20 protein-coding genes are annotated in these 15,820 nt (G+C 65.1%); 12 read left to right on the top strand and 8 right to left on the bottom strand.

Annotation, left to right across the window (positions count from 1 at the left end; genetic code table 11):
• Window positions 1-19 precede the first annotated feature (19 nt).
• The 6 genes from uvrC to ACFFUC_RS07600 all read left to right on the top strand — a co-directional run bounded on the left by uvrC (window position 20) and on the right by ACFFUC_RS07600 (window position 4,977).
• Window positions 20-1,891, top strand: a complete 1,872-nt coding sequence (gene uvrC / locus ACFFUC_RS07575) for an excinuclease ABC subunit UvrC (protein ID WP_377685003.1) — start codon at window positions 20-22, stop codon at window positions 1,889-1,891.
• 1 nt (window position 1,892) lies between these two features.
• Complete coding sequence (locus ACFFUC_RS07580) at window positions 1,893-2,630, top strand: 3'-5' exonuclease (RefSeq protein ID WP_377685005.1); 738 nt, start codon at window positions 1,893-1,895, stop codon at window positions 2,628-2,630.
• 9 nt (window positions 2,631-2,639) lie between these two features.
• Window positions 2,640-3,269 (top strand): CDP-diacylglycerol--glycerol-3-phosphate 3-phosphatidyltransferase, encoded by a 630-nt coding sequence (gene pgsA, locus ACFFUC_RS07585; RefSeq protein WP_377685007.1) that lies wholly within the window; start codon window positions 2,640-2,642, stop codon window positions 3,267-3,269.
• Window positions 3,259-3,510: a molybdopterin converting factor subunit 1 gene (moaD, locus tag ACFFUC_RS07590; RefSeq protein ID WP_377685009.1), complete on the top strand. Its 252-nt coding sequence runs from the start codon at window positions 3,259-3,261 to the stop codon at window positions 3,508-3,510. The genes pgsA and moaD overlap by 11 nt, the downstream gene beginning before the upstream one ends.
• A 1-nt stretch (window position 3,511) precedes the next feature.
• Window positions 3,512-3,946: a molybdenum cofactor biosynthesis protein MoaE gene (locus tag ACFFUC_RS07595; RefSeq protein ID WP_377685011.1), complete on the top strand. Its 435-nt coding sequence runs from the start codon at window positions 3,512-3,514 to the stop codon at window positions 3,944-3,946.
• A gap of 71 nt (window positions 3,947-4,017) precedes the next feature.
• Window positions 4,018-4,977, top strand: a complete 960-nt coding sequence (locus ACFFUC_RS07600) for an acetyl-CoA carboxylase carboxyltransferase subunit alpha (RefSeq protein WP_377685012.1) — start codon at window positions 4,018-4,020, stop codon at window positions 4,975-4,977.
• A gap of 94 nt (window positions 4,978-5,071) precedes the next feature.
• Here ACFFUC_RS07600 and ACFFUC_RS07605 read toward each other — a convergent pair whose 3' ends face one another.
• Window positions 5,072-5,467 (bottom strand): GlcG/HbpS family heme-binding protein, encoded by a 396-nt coding sequence (locus ACFFUC_RS07605; protein ID WP_377685014.1) that lies wholly within the window; start codon window positions 5,465-5,467, stop codon window positions 5,072-5,074.
• A gap of 227 nt (window positions 5,468-5,694) precedes the next feature.
• On the opposite strand from ACFFUC_RS07605, the gene ACFFUC_RS07610 reads away from it, so the two are divergent.
• Complete coding sequence (locus ACFFUC_RS07610) at window positions 5,695-6,417, top strand: rhomboid family intramembrane serine protease (RefSeq protein WP_377685016.1); 723 nt, start codon at window positions 5,695-5,697, stop codon at window positions 6,415-6,417.
• A 31-nt stretch (window positions 6,418-6,448) separates the two neighbouring features.
• Here the strand turns inward: ACFFUC_RS07610 and mnmC2 are convergent, their stop codons facing one another.
• Window positions 6,449-7,105, bottom strand: coding sequence for a tRNA (5-methylaminomethyl-2-thiouridine)(34)-methyltransferase MnmC2 (gene mnmC2, locus ACFFUC_RS07615; protein ID WP_377685018.1), 657 nt, complete (start codon window positions 7,103-7,105; stop codon window positions 6,449-6,451).
• Between the two features lie 45 nt (window positions 7,106-7,150).
• Here mnmC2 and ACFFUC_RS07620 point away from each other — a divergent pair, with 45 nt between their 5' ends.
• A complete protein-coding gene (locus tag ACFFUC_RS07620) occupies window positions 7,151-8,167 on the top strand; it encodes an NAD(P)/FAD-dependent oxidoreductase (protein ID WP_377685020.1) in 1,017 nt (338 codons plus the stop codon).
• Between the two features lie 5 nt (window positions 8,168-8,172).
• On the opposite strand, the gene ACFFUC_RS07625 is transcribed toward ACFFUC_RS07620, so the two are convergent.
• The gene (locus ACFFUC_RS07625; RefSeq protein WP_377685022.1) at window positions 8,173-8,682 is read right to left on the bottom strand and encodes an NnrU family protein; all 510 of its coding nucleotides are present in this window, start codon (window positions 8,680-8,682) and stop codon (window positions 8,173-8,175) included.
• Between the two features lie 90 nt (window positions 8,683-8,772).
• Between ACFFUC_RS07625 and ACFFUC_RS07630 the strand changes: the two genes are divergently transcribed.
• Genes ACFFUC_RS07630 through ACFFUC_RS07640 form a run of 3 tightly spaced genes read left to right on the top strand, consistent with a single transcriptional unit; the run spans window position 8,773 to window position 10,706 of the window.
• A complete protein-coding gene (locus ACFFUC_RS07630) occupies window positions 8,773-9,333 on the top strand; it encodes a DUF4202 domain-containing protein (RefSeq protein WP_377685024.1) in 561 nt (186 codons plus the stop codon).
• 57 nt (window positions 9,334-9,390) lie between these two features.
• The gene (locus tag ACFFUC_RS07635; RefSeq protein ID WP_377685026.1) at window positions 9,391-10,077 is read left to right on the top strand and encodes a sirohydrochlorin chelatase; all 687 of its coding nucleotides are present in this window, start codon (window positions 9,391-9,393) and stop codon (window positions 10,075-10,077) included.
• Window positions 10,074-10,706, top strand: coding sequence for a class I SAM-dependent DNA methyltransferase (locus tag ACFFUC_RS07640; protein ID WP_377685027.1), 633 nt, complete (start codon window positions 10,074-10,076; stop codon window positions 10,704-10,706). The genes ACFFUC_RS07635 and ACFFUC_RS07640 overlap by 4 nt, the downstream gene beginning before the upstream one ends.
• Window positions 10,707-10,751: 45 nt before the next feature.
• Here the strand turns inward: ACFFUC_RS07640 and argF are convergent, their stop codons facing one another.
• From argF to ACFFUC_RS07660, 4 genes are all read right to left on the bottom strand, one after another.
• Window positions 10,752-11,678 carry an ornithine carbamoyltransferase gene (argF, locus tag ACFFUC_RS07645; protein WP_377685029.1) on the bottom strand — a complete coding sequence of 309 codons (927 nt, stop codon included), beginning with the start codon at window positions 11,676-11,678 and terminating at the stop codon, window positions 10,752-10,754.
• A gap of 98 nt (window positions 11,679-11,776) precedes the next feature.
• The gene (locus ACFFUC_RS07650; protein WP_377685031.1) at window positions 11,777-12,025 is read right to left on the bottom strand and encodes a hypothetical protein; all 249 of its coding nucleotides are present in this window, start codon (window positions 12,023-12,025) and stop codon (window positions 11,777-11,779) included.
• Entirely contained in the window at window positions 12,018-13,190 is a 1,173-nt protein-coding gene (locus ACFFUC_RS07655; RefSeq protein WP_377685033.1) for an aspartate aminotransferase family protein, read from the bottom strand. Before ACFFUC_RS07655 ends, ACFFUC_RS07650 begins: the two co-directional genes overlap by 8 nt.
• A 203-nt stretch (window positions 13,191-13,393) precedes the next feature.
• Complete coding sequence (locus tag ACFFUC_RS07660) at window positions 13,394-14,227, bottom strand: ABC transporter permease (protein ID WP_377685034.1); 834 nt, start codon at window positions 14,225-14,227, stop codon at window positions 13,394-13,396.
• Between the two features lie 129 nt (window positions 14,228-14,356).
• On the opposite strand from ACFFUC_RS07660, the gene ACFFUC_RS07665 reads away from it, so the two are divergent.
• Window positions 14,357-15,013 (top strand): GcrA family cell cycle regulator, encoded by a 657-nt coding sequence (locus ACFFUC_RS07665; RefSeq protein ID WP_377685036.1) that lies wholly within the window; start codon window positions 14,357-14,359, stop codon window positions 15,011-15,013.
• A gap of 95 nt (window positions 15,014-15,108) precedes the next feature.
• Here ACFFUC_RS07665 and ACFFUC_RS07670 read toward each other — a convergent pair whose 3' ends face one another.
• On the bottom strand, window positions 15,109-15,813 hold the full coding sequence (locus ACFFUC_RS07670) for a hypothetical protein (RefSeq protein WP_377685038.1): 705 nt from the start codon (window positions 15,811-15,813) through the stop codon (window positions 15,109-15,111).
• Window positions 15,814-15,820 lie beyond the last annotated feature (7 nt).

The raw sequence follows: 15,820 nt of genomic DNA on the forward strand, positions 1-15,820 counted from the left end.
GAATCACCTTTAACGCGAAATGACCAATTTGCCCCCCTCGCCAGCGCCGGCCAAAACCGGCCATGAGTTGATCTATGACTATTTGAAAACGCTGGACTCTTCGCCCGGCGTCTACCGGATGCTCGATCATCAGGGTGCGATTCTTTATGTCGGAAAAGCCCGCAATCTCAAAATGCGGGTCTCGAATTATGCCCGTCTGACCGGCCATTCGGCGCGGATCGCGCGGATGATCAGCGAGACCGCCTCGATGATGTTCCTGACGACGCGCACCGAAACCGAGGCGCTGCTTCTCGAACAAAACCTCATCAAGCAGCTCAAGCCGCGCTACAACGTTCTGCTGCGCGACGACAAAAGCTTTCCCAATATCCTTGTCGCGAAATCCCACCCCTTCGCGCAGATCAAGAAGCATCGCGGCGCGAAATCGGAAAAGGGCGACTATTACGGCCCCTTCGCCAGCGCGGGCGCGGTGAACCGCACGCTCAACCAGCTGCAGCGGGTGTTCCAGCTGCGCTCGTGCACCGATGCGACCTTCCAGTCGCGCACGCGGCCGTGCCTGCTGTTCCAGATCAAGCGCTGCTCGGGCCCCTGCGTCGGGCGGATCGGGCTCGAGGATTACCAAGGGCTGGTCTCGGATGCCGAGCGCTTCCTTCAGGGAAAATCGACCCGCATCCAGGCCGATCTCGCGACCGAGATGAACCTCGCGTCGGAGGCGATGGAGTACGAGCGCGCGGCGGCCCTGCGCGACCGCATCAAGGCGCTGACCACGGTGCAATCGGTGCAGGCGATCAACCCGCGCGGGGTCTCCGAGGCGGATGTGATCGCGCTATACATGGATGGCGGTCAGGCCTGCGTTCAGGTCTTCTTCATCCGCGGCAACCAATCCTGGGGCAACCGCGATTTCTATCCCAAGCTGAACGGCGTCGAATCCGCCGACGAGGTGATGCAGGCTTTTCTCGCACAGTTCTACGACGGCAAAGTGCCTCCGCGCATGATCCTGCTTAGCCACGGGATCGAGGACCCCGACCTCATGTCCCAGATCCTGACCGAAAAGGCCGGTCGCCGCGTCGTCATCGGCGTACCCCTGCGTGGCGAAAAGGCCGAGCTGGTCGAGAATGCCCTGCGCAACGCGCGCGAATCCCTTGCGCGGCGGATGTCGGAAAGCGCGACGCAACTGCGCCTGCTCGAAGGTCTGGCCGAGAAGTTCGATCTGCCCGGCCCGCCGCGCCGGATCGAGATCTACGACAACAGCCATATTCAGGGCACCAATGCGGTCGGCGGCATGGTCGTGGCGGGGCCGGACGGCTGGATGAAGAGCCAGTACCGCAAGTTCAACATCAAAGGCACCGAGATCACGCCAGGCGACGATTTCGGCATGATGAAAGAGGTTCTGACGCGGCGCTTTGCCCGTCTGCTCAAGGAAGATCCCGACCGTCAGAGCGAGGCATGGCCCGACCTTCTGCTGATCGACGGCGGTGCGGGTCAGGTCTCTGCGGTGCACGAGATCCTCGCCGAATTGGGGGTCGAGGATGTGCCGATGGTCGGCGTCGCCAAAGGCGTCGACCGCGATCACGGCAAAGAGGAATTCCACCGTTTCGGCGAGCGGCCCTTTGCGCTCGCGATGAACGATCCGGTGCTCTACTTCGTCCAGCGCATGCGCGACGAGGCCCATCGTTGGGCCATCGGTACCCATCGTGCCAAACGCGCCAAATCGACAATGGCCAATCCTCTGGACGAAATCGCGGGCGTCGGCGCCTCGCGCAAACGCGCGCTACTGGCGCATTTCGGCAGCGCCAAAGCGGTGAGCCGCGCGGGTCTGCCCGATCTCATGGCCGTCGACGGCATCAGCGAATCGCTGGCGCAGAAGATCCATGACCATTTCAACGGAGACTGAGATGGCGCAATTCCCCGACCTGTTCGCAGGCCCATCCTCAGGCCGCTCCGCGAGCCTGCCCCTGACCGCCGCCCTGCCCGAGGAGACCTTCCGTTTCATCGCGCTCGACGTCGAGACCTCGTGCAGCGATTCGGCCAGCATCTGCCAGATCGGACTGGCCTGCGTGCGCTTCGACGCCTCGATCGTGACGCTTTCGAGCTATCTCGACCCCGAAATGCCCTTCAGCAGCTTCAATACCCGCATCCACGGGATCAAAGCCGCGACCGTGCGCGGCGCACCGCTTTTCGGGCAGCTTTTCCCCGCGATCCTGCCGCTTCTGGCGCGCCATCCGCTGGTCCAGCACAGCAGCTTCGACCGCCGCGCCATTCTGGCGGCCTGCGCCCATCACGGCCTTGCCGCGCCCGCGCTCGACTGGACCGACAGCGTCACCATCGCGCGCCGCGCCTGGCCCGAGCTGAAAGGCAATGGCGGTCACGGTCTGGGCAATCTCAAACAGGTGCTCGATCTGTCCTTCGATCACCATGACGCGGGCGAGGATGCCCGTGCCGCCGCGATGGTCGTCCTGCGCGCCGAGGCCCATCTGGGCAAGGCGATGATCCCTGCGCCTTCCAAAACCGGCTCAGGAGCCGGCACAGCAACAGGCGCATCCGGCGGCAGGACGCGCCAATTCCGCCCGTCCCTTCACAGCCGCGCCATGAGCGGTGCGGGCCCCCTTTCCCCCGCCCGCCAATCGGACTAGCTTTACGCCATGCGCTGGACCTTGCCCAATACCCTGACCCTGCTGCGTCTGATCGCAGCGCCGCTCGTGCCGCTGATGTTTTTCTGCTTCAGCCGGCCCTTTGCGGATTTCGCAGCGCTCGCGCTGTTTCTGATCGCCGCCGTGACCGATTGGTTCGACGGCTATCTCGCACGCGCCTGGAAGCAGGAAAGCCGCTTCGGCGCCGCGATGGACCCGATTGCCGACAAGGCGATGGTGGTGATCGCGCTGGTGGTCATCACCGGCTATTCCGGCATGAACCCCTGGCTCATCCTGCCCGCAACCGTGATTCTCTTCCGCGAGGTTTTTGTCTCGGGGCTGCGCGAATTTCTGGGCGCCAATGCCAGCAAGCTCAAGGTCACCAAGATCGCCAAATGGAAGACGACCTTCCAGATGGTTGCGATCTCGGTCCTCTTTCTGGGTACCGGCCTCAACTATTACGAAACCGGCCATCCGCCGCTGGTTGGCGAAGCCTCGCTGCCCTGGTCGGACAATTGGTCGGATCTCGCCACGCAGGCCGGACTTGTGCTGATCTGGATCGCAGCCGTTCTGACGGCGATCACCGGCGCGGATTACTTCATCAAGGCCATGCCCTATCTGCGTGACCGCGATGCAGCTTGATCTCCTCTACTTCGCCTGGATCCGCGAACGGATCGGCGTACCGCGCGAACGGATCGAGACGCAGGCCGCCACCATCCGCGACCTGATCGAGCAGTTGCGCGCGATGGACGACTGGCATGCCGCCGCTCTGGCCGATCTCTCGGCGGTACGCGTGGCGCTGGATCAGGAGCTTTCCGATCTCGACAGCCCGATCGCGGGCGTGCGCGAGGTTGCCTTCTTTCCCCCGATGACGGGCGGCTGAGATGTCGGCGCGCGTTCAGACCGAAAGCTTCGATCTTGCCGCAGAACTGGCGGGCTTCGGCGCGGATGCCGGTGCGGTCGTGACTTTTCAGGGCCTCGTGCGCAGCGAGGACGGCCGGCTGACCGCGCTCGAACTCGAACACTACCCCGGCATGACCGAAAAGGCGTTGACCCGCTTCGGCGAGGAAGCCGCCGCCCGTTTCGGGCTGAGCGACTGGCGCATCATCCACCGCTACGGCACCCTCGCCGTCGGCGAGACGATCATGATGGTGGCCTGCGCCGCGCGCCACCGCGCCGATGCTTTCGACGGCGCCATGTATCTGATGGACTGGCTGAAATCGCGCGCCCCGTTCTGGAAGCGCGAAATCACCGCCGACGGCCCCGGCGAATGGGTCGATGCCAAGGACACCGACGAGGCCGCCCTGAGCCGCTGGTAGCACAGGAAAGTTGCAATCAGCGGCCCCGAGCCTCATATAGACCCCTGACTGACCGAGAGCGCGGAGCGCATATGACCTATCTGGATTTCGAAAAACCCCTCGCCGATATCGAAGGCAAGGCCGAGGAGCTTCGCAGCCTGGCCCGCAAAGGCGAAGGCGTTGATCTGGAAAAAGAAGCAGCCGCCTTGGACAAGAAGGCCGGCGATATGTTGCGGGACCTTTACAAGAATCTCGATCCCTGGCGCAAAACGCTGGTGGCGCGTCACCCGGACCGCCCCCATTGCTCGGATTACATCGCGCAGCTCTTCAACGAATATACGCCCCTCGCAGGCGACCGCGCCTTTGGCGAGGATCACGCGGTTCTGGGCGGTCTGGCGCGTTTCAACGATGCGCCCTGCGTCGTGATCGGCCACGAAAAGGGCAATGACACCAAGTCGCGGATCTTCCGCAATTTCGGCATGGCCCGCCCCGAAGGCTACCGCAAAGCCGTGCGCCTCATGGATCTGGCCGACCGGTTCCGCCTGCCCGTCATCACGCTGGTCGATACCGCCGGCGCCTATCCGGGCAAGGGCGCGGAAGAGCGCGGCCAGTCCGAGGCGATTGCGCGTTCGACGGAAAAATGCCTCCAGATCGGCGTACCTTTGGTGACCGTCGTCATCGGTGAAGGCGGCTCGGGCGGGGCTGTGGCCTTTGCCGCGGCAAACCGCGTCGCGATGCTGGAGCATTCGATCTATTCGGTGATCTCGCCCGAGGGCTGCGCCTCGATCCTGTGGAAGGATTCCAACAAGATGAAAGAGGCCGCCGAGGCCCTTCGTCTGACTGCACAGGACCTCAAAAAGCTGGGCGTGATCGACCGCATCATTTCCGAGCCGGTGGGTGGCGCACAGCGCGCCCCCGCAGATGCGATTGCTGCCGTCGGCCGCGAAATCACCGCGATGCTGGCGGAAATGGCCGAGATGAAACCTGCCGAGCTGATCAAGGATCGCCGTCAGAAATTCCTCAACATGGGCTCCAAGGCCCTCGCGGGCTAGGCCGGAGCGCTCGCGGCCTTACCGGCCCGAACCTTGCCTTTTCGACGTCACCCGAGGCCTTTCGGGTGACGTTTTCTTTTGCGCGCTGCGGGGATCAAAAGGCCGCGGCACCGGCCTCGGCCACGCTTTGATCCTGCTCGCCCGAGCCGCCGCTGACCCCGACCGCCCCCACCACGCGGCCCTTCTGGCGCAAGGGAATACCGCCAGCAAAGATCATGATGCGGCCGTCGTTCGAGTTGTGGATGCCGTAGAACTGCTGGCCGGGCTGGCTGTTGTCGCCCAGATCCTTGGTCGTGATGTCGAAGGCCCGCGCCGTGAAGGCCTTGTTGATCGAGATGTCGATACTGCCCAGCCAAGCGCCGTCCATGCGGATGTGGCTGACAAGATTTCCGCCCTCGTCGACCACCGCGATATTGCAGGGTTGGCCGATCTCTGCGGCCTTGGCTTCGGCTGCGGCAATCACGCGGCGGGCATCACTCAAAGTAACCATGATAAAAACTCCTCGACAAAATGGGGCGCGGGAACAGGGCAGCTCCGCAGGACAGGAGCGTCCGCCAACAAGCGGATGCAGCACTTGCCTCCCCACGTTTTCCCGCGCCACTGCCCAAACGCGAGGCCCCGCTTGCGGGGTTCCCGCCCATACCCCTTATGTCTGATAGACGACTTGCGCCGTCCCGCCGCCTCGGGCAGGTTGACCGCATTCCGAGAGAGGCCCCCATGTTCCCCATCCGCGACCACAACCCCTCCCTCACGACGCCCTATGTCACCCGAACGCTGGTGTTTGCCAATATCGTGATCTTCCTGCTGACCGAGCCTTGGGCGGGCGGGATGGTGGGGCTTTGGGTCGAATGGGCGCTTTACCCGATCGCGATCATGCAGGGCTCGTATCTGTGGGGCCTCATTACGCATATGTTCCTGCATGCGGGCATCATGCATATCGCGGGCAATATGCTGTTTTTGTGGATTTTCGGGGATAATCTCGAGGACCAGATGGGGCACCTGCCCTTCCTGCTCTTCTATCTCGCCTGCGGGCTGGTTGCGGCCGCAGCGCAGATCGCGGTCGATCCGTGGTCGGATGTGCCGATGGTCGGGGCCTCGGGGGCGATCGCGGGGGTGATGGGGGGCTATCTGCTGCTGTTCCCCAAAGCGCGCGTCGATGTTCTCGCGCTGATCATCGTCTTCATCCGCATCTTCACCATTCCGGCATGGGTCATGCTGACGGTCTGGCTCGGGCTTCAGCTGGTGATGGGTGTGCTCGCCACGGGCGGGGACGGCGTCGCCTATTGGGCGCATAACGGCGGCTTTGTCGCCGGTCTGGTGCTGGCCTTCCCGCTGTTCCTGCGCCTCGGCGGCACGGCCTTTTGGCGCGAGAACCGCGGCCGCCCGCCCCATGCCCCGATCGACTACCAGCAAAGCCGCGTGCCGACGGTGCGCCGTTAAGCCCGCCCCCGGCTGCCTGCTCCGCCAGCGCTCAAGCGGCCTTGATGCCGCGCGACATATGGCGCTTGCCGGCAAAGCCTGCTGCGCGCTCGACCGCGAATCCCGCCGACTGCAGCGCACGCCGCACATGGCCAGCCGCGGTATAAGTCGCGAATGTGCCATTCGGGGCGGTATGGTGCCCGACCTCGAACATCAGCTCCTCGCCCCACATCTCGGGATTTTTGGCCGGAGAGAAGCCGTCAAGAAACCAGGCATCGGCCTTCTCGTCCCAAGCCGGAAGGGTCTCGCGGACATCGCCGATGATCACGCGGGCGTGGACATGGCCGAGTTGGAACTCCACCGCAGGCCATGCGGCGCAGAGTTCTTGCGACAATGCCCCGATCCCCGTGAAGGCCTGATGGGCGCGCGCCAATTCCTCGCGCGTCATCGGGAAGCCCTCGAACGAGGTGAAGCGCACCGGCACGGTCGCGATCTCGGCCAAGGCAATCAGGTTGAGGCCGGTGCCGAAACCCAGCTCGGCGAGATGGAAGCCTTCGACCAGCCGCGCCGGCAGATCGTTTCCGGCGAGAAAGACATGGCGCGTCTCGTCGAGACCGCCGTTCAAGCTGAAATAGGGGTCGTCGAACTGGTTTGAAACGGGGATGATCCCGTCCTTCCATGACAGACCTCTCTGGTCGCCGTCGCTCATTGGGTTTACTCCGCTTTACTCGGCAGATGCGGCGGAGACGGGGAAATGACAAGAGCCAAGATCGTGACGTTGGCCGGAGCGGGCATTTTCGGCCTCTCCTGCGCATGGGAGATCTTGCGGCGCGGCGGCGCGGTCAGGGTCGTCGAGGCCGAACGGATCGGCGCGGGCTCCAGCGGGGGCACGGTCGGCGCGCTTGCGCCCCATGCCCCCGAGAACTGGAACGAAAAGAAACAGGTCCAGCTGGAGGCGCTGGTCGGCGCCGAAAGCTGGTGGCACGAGATCGAGGATGCCGGCGGACGGGCATCGGGCTATGGCCGCACGGGACGGCTCCAGCCGGTCGCCGCCGCCAGCCTGCCCCGCATCGCCGAGCGCATCGCGGGCGCGGGCAAGCATTGGCCCGCTTGGGCGCGGATGGAGATCTTGCGCGAATCCGGCGCGGCTCTGGTCCCCGAAAGCCCAGACGGGCTGTGGCTTTACGACAATCTGACCGCGCGGCTGCACCCAAGGCTCGCGCTGGCCGCGCTGGCCGCGGCGGTCACCGCCAAAGGCGGCGAGATCGTGACGGGCACCGCGCTTGACGGTGCCGCATCCGAACAGCCCGTGGTGTGGGCCACCGGCGCGGCAGGGCTCGCGGCTTTCGGCGGCAATGGCGTCAAGGGCCAGTCGGCGCTTTTGGCTTTTGCCGCCCCCGATGCGCCGCAGGTCTTTGCCGATGCGCTCCATATCGTGCCGCATGTCGACGGGTCCGTCGGGATCGGCTCGACCTCGGAACGCGAGGTCGCGTCTTTGGAAACCGATGCCCAGCTTGATGCCTTGTGCGACAAGGCCGTGGCGATCTGCCCCGCCCTTGCCTCTGCGCCGGTCGTCGATCGTTGGGCAGGCATCCGCCCCCGCGCCAAATCCCGCGCACCGCTGATCGGACCCTGGCCCGGACGCGAGGGGCATTTCGTGGCCAACGGCGGCTTCAAGATCGGCTTCGGCATGGCGCCGGCCGTGGCGCGGATGGTCGCCGATCTCGTCCTCGAGGGCCGCGACACCATCCCCGAGGGCTTTCACAGCTGAGCCCTTCAGGGCAGTGGCGAGACCCCGATCAACGGTGCATGCAGCGCATAGAGCCCGCCCCAAAGCACCAGCCAGATCACGAGGCGGCGCGGCGTTGGCGCCAGTTTGCGCGGCAGACCCGCCCGCACCAGACCACCGAGCGCATAGGCCAGAAGCAGGCCGAAAAGCAGCAAATGCGCGAGATCTCCGTTCGCGACGAGGTGGGCGGTGGCCCAAAGTGCAAAGCCGCATAGCACGCCCGAAAGGCCGCCGGTCGCCCCGAGAAAAAGCGCCAAAGGCATCGCCAGATTGACGAGCCAGCGCATCGACCCCGTTTGCGCCCAAAGCGGCACGAAGGGCGCGCGGCCCGCAGCCGTGACCAGCCAGTACAGCAGGCCAAGCGACAGCAGGCTGTAAAGCACGAGATAGGCCCCGCGCCCCAAGCGCGCGACCAGTGCACCGCGAAAGCGCATCGGCAGGATATGGGCACCCAGAAAGGCCGCGCCTGCCAGCAGGAATTCCGACCAAGCCATCATGGCGCGACGCTAGCCTGCGCCTCGCGGCAGGGCAATGCGATTGACGCGGGGACCGTCTGGGGCAAGATGGCGCAAAAGAGGAGCCCTTGCATGTCCCGCCTTCAGACAGCTTTCGATGCAATCGATCAGGCCAATGCCGCCGACCCCACGACCTCCGAAGGCGCGCCCGACGCCCTGCTTTACGGCCAGCGCATGAGCGCCGAGCAGGAGCTTTTGTATCCCGCGGCCTCCGAGCCCTTGCGCATCGCCTGTCGCGGCCAGCATATCGAGCGCTGGACCCTGCCGCGCGCCGATTTCCCGATGGATCGCGCGGGCTATCTTGCCTGGCGCACCGAACAGGGCCGTCGTCACGCCGACCGCGTGGCCGCGATCATGCAGGCGGCGGGTTACAGCGCCGAAGAGGTCGCCCATGCCGAGAAAATGCTGACCAAACAGGGGATCAAGCGCGACGACGACGTGCAGGCGCTCGAGGACGTCGCCTGTTTCACCTTCATCCGCTGGTATATGGGCCCCTTCGCGGGCACCCGCTCGCCCGAGGAAATGGAGCGGATCGTCGCCAAAACCGCGCGCAAAATGTCCGCGACGGCTCGGGAACGGGCGCTGCGCGACTTCGACATCCCCGAGCCCTTCGCCGCAGCCTTTCGCGAATGAGCCGCGCTCTTTGCCTCCGGCGGGGATATTTGGGCATGAAAGATCGGGGCTGAGCGGATGGCGCGGCCGGTTCTGATTGTGGCCCATGGCCAACCGGGCGATCCCGCCCCCCAGCAGGCCGCGATCGAGGCGATGGCCGCCCGTGTCAGCGCGCTTTTGCCCGCGCATGAGGTCTGCGGCGCGACGCTTGCCGCCGAGGGGGCCTTGGCGCGGGGCATCCGCGACGAGGCCTTGGTCTATCCGCTGTTCATGGCGGGCGGTTGGTTCACGCGGGTCGAACTGCCGCGCAGGCTCGGGCTCCTTGGGGCGCGCGGTCTCGTGGTTTTGCCGCCCTTTGGGGCCGATCCCGGCCTGCCGGCACTGGCGCGCGAGCAGCTAGCGGCCTGTGCCGGTTCCGAGGGTTGGCCCCTCTCCGAGGTTGCGGTCCTGATCGCGGCGCATGGATCGGGGCGTTCGCGCGCGCCCTCGCAAGCGGCTTGTGATCTGGCGCAAAAGCTTGCGGCCCATCTCGGCAGCATCCGCTGCGGCTTTATCGAGGAGGCGCCGTTACTGGCCGATCAAGCGCGGGGGCTTGGGACGCGCGCGATCTGCCTGCCCTTTTTCGCGACCGAGGCCGGACATGTCACCGAGGATTTGCCCCAAGCCATGGAAGCGGCGGGTTTCGCGGGGCGCGTCCTGCCGCCCTTGGGGCTTGCGCCCGAAGTGCCGCGGATGATTGCCGCCGCCGTCAGGCGTGGCGGGTGAGCGGGACGGGCAAGCCTTCGGTCCATCCGGCCGCGCAACAGATCGCGCGGCTTTATCACGAACATGCCGCTGTCTGGCACGAGCTGCGCGACACCAGCCTGTTCGAACGGCCTTGGCTCGACGCTTTCCGCGCGGCGCTGCCGGTGGAAGGCGCGGCGCGGATCCTTGATCTCGGTTGCGGCTCCGGCCTGCCGGTTGCTGCCGAAATGATCGTGCGGGGGCACAGGATTACCGGCCTCGATGCCGCGCCTGCCATAGTCGCATCGGCGCGGGCGCGGTTTCCTGCGCAGGAATGGCGGGTCGGCGACATGCGTGTGCCCGCCTTGCATGGGCCCTTCGACGGCATCATCGCCTGGCACAGTTTTTTCCACCTGCCCCCCGATGACCAACGCGGGATGTTCGGGACCTTCGCCCGCCTTGCCGCCCCGCGCGCGGCCCTGATCTTTACCAGCGGGCCGGCCGGGGGCGAGGCGATCGGCCGCTTTCAGGGCGAGGCACTTTATCACGCGAGCCTTGATCCCGAAGAATACCGCGCGCTTTTGTCCGCGCACGGCTTCGTCGTTCTGGACCACCGCGCCGAGGATCCGGCTTGCGGCGGCGCGACCGTTTGGCTGGCCAAGCGCGCATGAAAAAGGCGGCCGATGCCGCCAGTTTCGATCCGTCATCAGTCCCGATCAGACGCCAAGGCACCAGCGCATCACGGCTTTCTGGGCATGGAGGCGGTTCTCGGCCTCGTCGAAGACAACCGAATTCGGGCCGTCCATGACCGCGCTCGTGACCTCTTCGTCGCGATGGGCGGGCAGGCAATGCATGAACAGGGCATCGGGTTTGGCATGGACCATCAGGGCCTCGTTGACCTGATAGGCGCGCAGCTGGTTGTGGCGACGCTCTTTGGCCGATTGCGGATCATGCATCGAAACCCAGGTATCGGTCACGACCAGATCGGCGCCTTCGACCGCCTTGACGGGGTCACGCTCGATCTCGACCTTGACGCCTTGGCCGCGGGCGAAGTCGACCCAGACCTGCTCGGGGTCAAGCGTCGGCGGGCCGGTGAAGGTGAAATCGAAGCCGAACTGGCCCGCCGCCTGCATGAGGCTGGCGCAGACATTGTTGCCGTCGCCCGACCAGACCACTTTCTTGCCCGCGATCGAACCGCGATGCTCCTCGTAGGTGAGGATGTCGGCCATGATCTGGCAGGGATGGGTGCGGTTGGTCAGCCCGTTGATCACCGGCACGCTGGCATGTTCGGCCATTTCCTGAAGCGTCGCTTCCTCGAAGGTGCGGATCATGATCATGTCGACGAAACGCGAGAGCACGCGGGCGGTATCGGCGATCGTCTCGCCATGGCCCAGCTGCAGATCGGCCCCCGAGAGGATCATGGTCTGGCCGCCAAGCTGGCGCACGCCGACATCGAAGCTCACACGCGTCCGGGTCGAGGGCTTTTCGAAGATCAGCGCCACCATGCGGTTCTTCAGCGGCAGATCGTCGTCGGGCGCACCTTTTGGGCGGCCGTTGCGGGCATCCTTCATCCGGCGCGCGCTATCGATCATGGCCCGCAGATCGGCCTTACCGGTGGTGTGGATGTCGAGGAAACTGTTCATGCTTTTGAAACTTTCGGCTTAACCCCGCGAGCCAATCAGGGATGCGGGGGGCAGGTCAAGAGGGGGGAACGCAAAAAGCGCGATCTGCTGCGCGCGCTTCATCGGAGGCGCGTCAGAATCGCGGCGGCGGCGGCATCTTGCGCCACACAGAACCCCATGGCGGCGACGCAGGCATTGCGGCGCGGGCGGATGACGGAAAGTCGGGATTTGGGCGGGAGGCGCGTCACGCCGTCCCGCAGTTGCAGGCCGCGCGGCAAGGCGCGGCGCATGGCTTCAGCCGCCCGCGAGCCGCCCGCCCCAAGGGGCAGAGCGGCAAGCGGTGCGGGGCTGAGGCCGCATTCAGGCATGGCAGCTCGCCGCGGCACGATCGAGACGGGCGACCGCCTCGGCAATATCCTCGTCCGAGATATTGAGGGGCGGCAGCAGCCGCAGGGTGTTGTCGGCGGCCGGCACCGTCAGGATTTGCTGGTCGTAACCCGCTTTGACCAGATCGACCGGCGCGATCTTGGTCCGAAGACCCAGCATCAGACCCTGCCCGCGCACCCCTTCGAGCACGTCGGGATGGGCAGCGACCAGAGCCTCGAGCTTTTGACGGAAGAGACCCGCCTTGCGGTTCACTTCGGCGAGGAAGTCGGGGGTCGCGACGATTTCCATGACGCGCAGGCCGACGGCCGCGCCAAGCGGGTTGCCGCCATAGGTCGAGCCATGCGTGCCCGCAACCATGCCTTTCGCGGCGCGCTCGCTTGCCAGAACCGCACCCAGCGGGAAGCCGCCGCCGATGCCTTTCGCGACCATCATGATATCGGGCGCGATCCCCGCATATTCATGCGCGAAGAGCTTGCCGGTCCGGCCCATACCCGATTGCACCTCGTCGAGAACCAGCAGCGCGCCGGTCTCGTCGCAAAGCTCGCGGATGAATTTGAGATCGGCATCGGGCAGCGGGCGGATGCCGCCTTCGCCCTGAATGGGCTCCAGCATGATGGCGGCGGTCTTGTCCGAGACGGCCGCTTTCAGCGCCGCCATATCGCCCCAGGGCAGCGTGCGGAAGCCGGGCATCAGCGGACCGAAGCCCTTGGTCATCTTTTCCGAACCCGAAGCCGCGATCGCGCCGGTCGAGCGGCCGTGGAAGGCGCCCTCGAAGGTCAGGATCTCGATCCGCTCGGGCTGGCCTTCGCTGTCCCAGAACTTGCGCACCATCTTGATGGCCAGCTCGGCGGCCTCGGTGCCGGAATTGGTGAAGAACACCGTATCGGCAAAGGTCTTTTCGACCAGAAGATCGGCCAGCTTTTCCTGCTCGGGGATGTGGTAGAGGTTCGAGACATGCCAGATCTTCTGCGCTTGCGTGGTCAAAGCGGCGACCAGATCGGGGTTGGCATGGCCGAGCACATTGACCGCGATCCCCGCGCCCAGATCCAGATATCGCGTCCCGTCCGTCGCGATGGCCCAAGAGCCCTCGCCCTTTTCAAAGGCAAGATCGGCGCGGTTATACGTCGGAAGAACATGCGGAATCATAGCGATATCCTTTGCAGGCAAGAGCCGCGGTCACGGCAAAACAGTAATTTGTGGAAGACAAGCGTGATCGATCGTTGAAAATCAACGTCGGGGACGGAGAGTGTTCATGGTCCATGCGCTCATGGCGCGGAAATTGCGCGAGAACGGCGCGCCGTGCAAGCGGAGTTTTCACCTTTTCCGGATTCGGCCGCATCTGCGTGTCCTCAGGGCTTCATGCGGTAGCCGGTCTTGAGCCAGCGCCATGCCACGAACAAAACCACCGCGACCGAAATCAGGCAGATCGCGAAGCCGCGCCAGACCGGCGCGTCGCTGACGCCGACAAAGCCGTAACGCGCGCCGTCGATCAGGTAGAAAATCGGGTTCCAATGGGCAAGCGCGCGGAAGGGCTGCGGCAGGGCCTGCACCGAGTAGAACGTCCCCGACAGGAAGGACAAAGGCGTCACGATGAAGTTCGAGATCACCGCCATCTGGTCGAATTTCTGCGCGACGATTCCGCCCAAAAGCCCCAGACCGCCCATCAAAAGCGCGGCAAGAACCACGAAGGTCAGCGCCCAGAGCGGATGCGCGACCCCCTGCCCGATCACCAAGGCCATGCCGGTGCCGATCGCCAGCGACACGATGATCGAGCGCACCAGCGAGCCGACGAGATAGCCGGTCAGGATCTCTCCGGCGGAAAGCGGCGGCATCAGCGTATCGACGATATTGCCCTGCATTTTCGCGGAAATGATCGAGGACGAGCTATTGGCGAAAGCGTTCTGGATCACCGACATCATCAGGATCCCCGGCCCGAGAAAGACCAGATAGGGCAGCCCCATCACATCGCCGCGCCCCTTCCCGAGCGCCAGAGCGAAGACGATGACGAACAAGGCTGCCGTCATCAGCGGCGCGAAAATCGTCTGCTGCCAGACCGACATGAAGCGCATGGTCTCGCGCCGGCACAGCGTGTAAAGGCCGATCCAGTTGACCCGACCGAAGCGCCGGATACCGCGATCGGAATATTCCTCGGAATATTCGCGGTTATTGAAGCTCTCTTGCATCTGCGCTCCTTGAATTTTCGGGGGCGGGCGGGTATTTCAATACATCCCGTTTAGAACCGGGCTTTGAAGAATTGAAGCCGCAACCTTGATCGACCTCGGGTCGGCACGCCCCGAATGGAAAGGCAAATCATGTCCTGGACCGACGAACGCGTCGAAACGCTGAAACGGATGTGGGCTGAAGGCCAGTCGGCCAGCCAGATCGCAAAAGAGCTGGGCGGCGTCACTCGCAACGCCGTGATCGGCAAGGTCCACCGTCTCGGCCTGTCGAACCGGACCGAAGATGCAGCCGAGGCCGCTCCGGCGGCAGCAGCCGCTCCGGCCGCCGCGCCCGCATCGCCGCAGCCCGCCGCCAAAGCGGCAGCGCCCAAAGCAGCACCTGCCCCGCAACCGGCAGCCCAGCCCGAACCGGCCCCCGCCGCTCAGGCCCGCAGCCCCGAGCCGGAGCCCAAAGAAGCCGACAGCGCCGAGCAAACGCCCGAGCCCGCTCCCGTCGCCTTCAACCCGCGCCGCAACATCATTCCGGCCGGCCAGCCGCTGCCGCCGCAGCCCTCGGCCAATGAAATCAGCCCCGAGGCTCTGGCTTCGGTGCGCGAAGTCGAAAAGAAATCGCGCAAACTCTCGCTGATGGAGCTGACCGAGCGGACCTGCAAATGGCCGATCGGCGATCCCGCAACCGACAAATTCTGGTTCTGCGGCATGCCGAGCCAGGCGGGAAAACCCTATTGCGAGGCCCATGTCGGCGTGGCTTTCCAGCCGATGAGCTCGCGCCGCGACCGTCGCCGCTAAGCCGCGAGTACAGTCCGGAGCAATCAAAAAGGGCCGCCCGAGGGTGGCCCTTTTTCTATGCCGGTAAAGGAAGGTGCGGGATCGGCGCGCCGGCCTCAGACCTGCTCGCGGCCCCGACGGCCATCCGCAAATGCCGCGGCTTTCGCGCAGGCCTGCGCTTGCGCGATCATCTCCGCGGGCCTGCGGTAATAGGCCACCGCCTGAATGATCGCCATGCACATGACCAGTTCGAGCAGTTCCTCGCTGCGGCCAAGCGCCTGCACCAGCTCGGGCTCGAAGCTCAGGCCGAAACCGGCCAGTTTGCGGTCGAAGCCGTCCATCGACTTGGCGACGACCAGAAATCCGCCCGCCAAAAGCACCAGCCAGCTCGTGGGCCGGCCCTGCCGCAACCCGAGCAACCAAGGCTTGACGTTATGGCGCATCAACCGGACCGCACAGGTCACAATCAGCGCAATCACCGCCACCCCGATCAGCTTGTGGCCTAGCGGCGCGTCGCCCGTATACAGGCGCAGCTGCAAAATCCCCTCGGCGGTCAGGCTTTTGTCGAAATCGAGCTCGCGCAGCGCCATCAGGATCAGGATGACCGGAATGTGCCAATTGCTGCGCTCGGCCCCGTCCGGCCTCAGCCCGAACCACAAAAACGCCCCCATGAACAGCAGCAGGGCCGAGGACAGCTCGATGCTGCGCCCCTCGCGGTAAAACGCCTCGATCGGGATCAGCGCCATGACGTCGCGAAACACCAGGACGAGGACCAAAGAGGTCGACAAGGCGAGATAAAAGGAGGGGGACTGTCGTTTCAAGGAATCG

The sequence above is a fragment of the Paracoccus cavernae genome (assembly GCF_042430175.1).
GTDB classification, from domain to species: domain Bacteria; phylum Pseudomonadota; class Alphaproteobacteria; order Rhodobacterales; family Rhodobacteraceae; genus Paracoccus; species Paracoccus cavernae.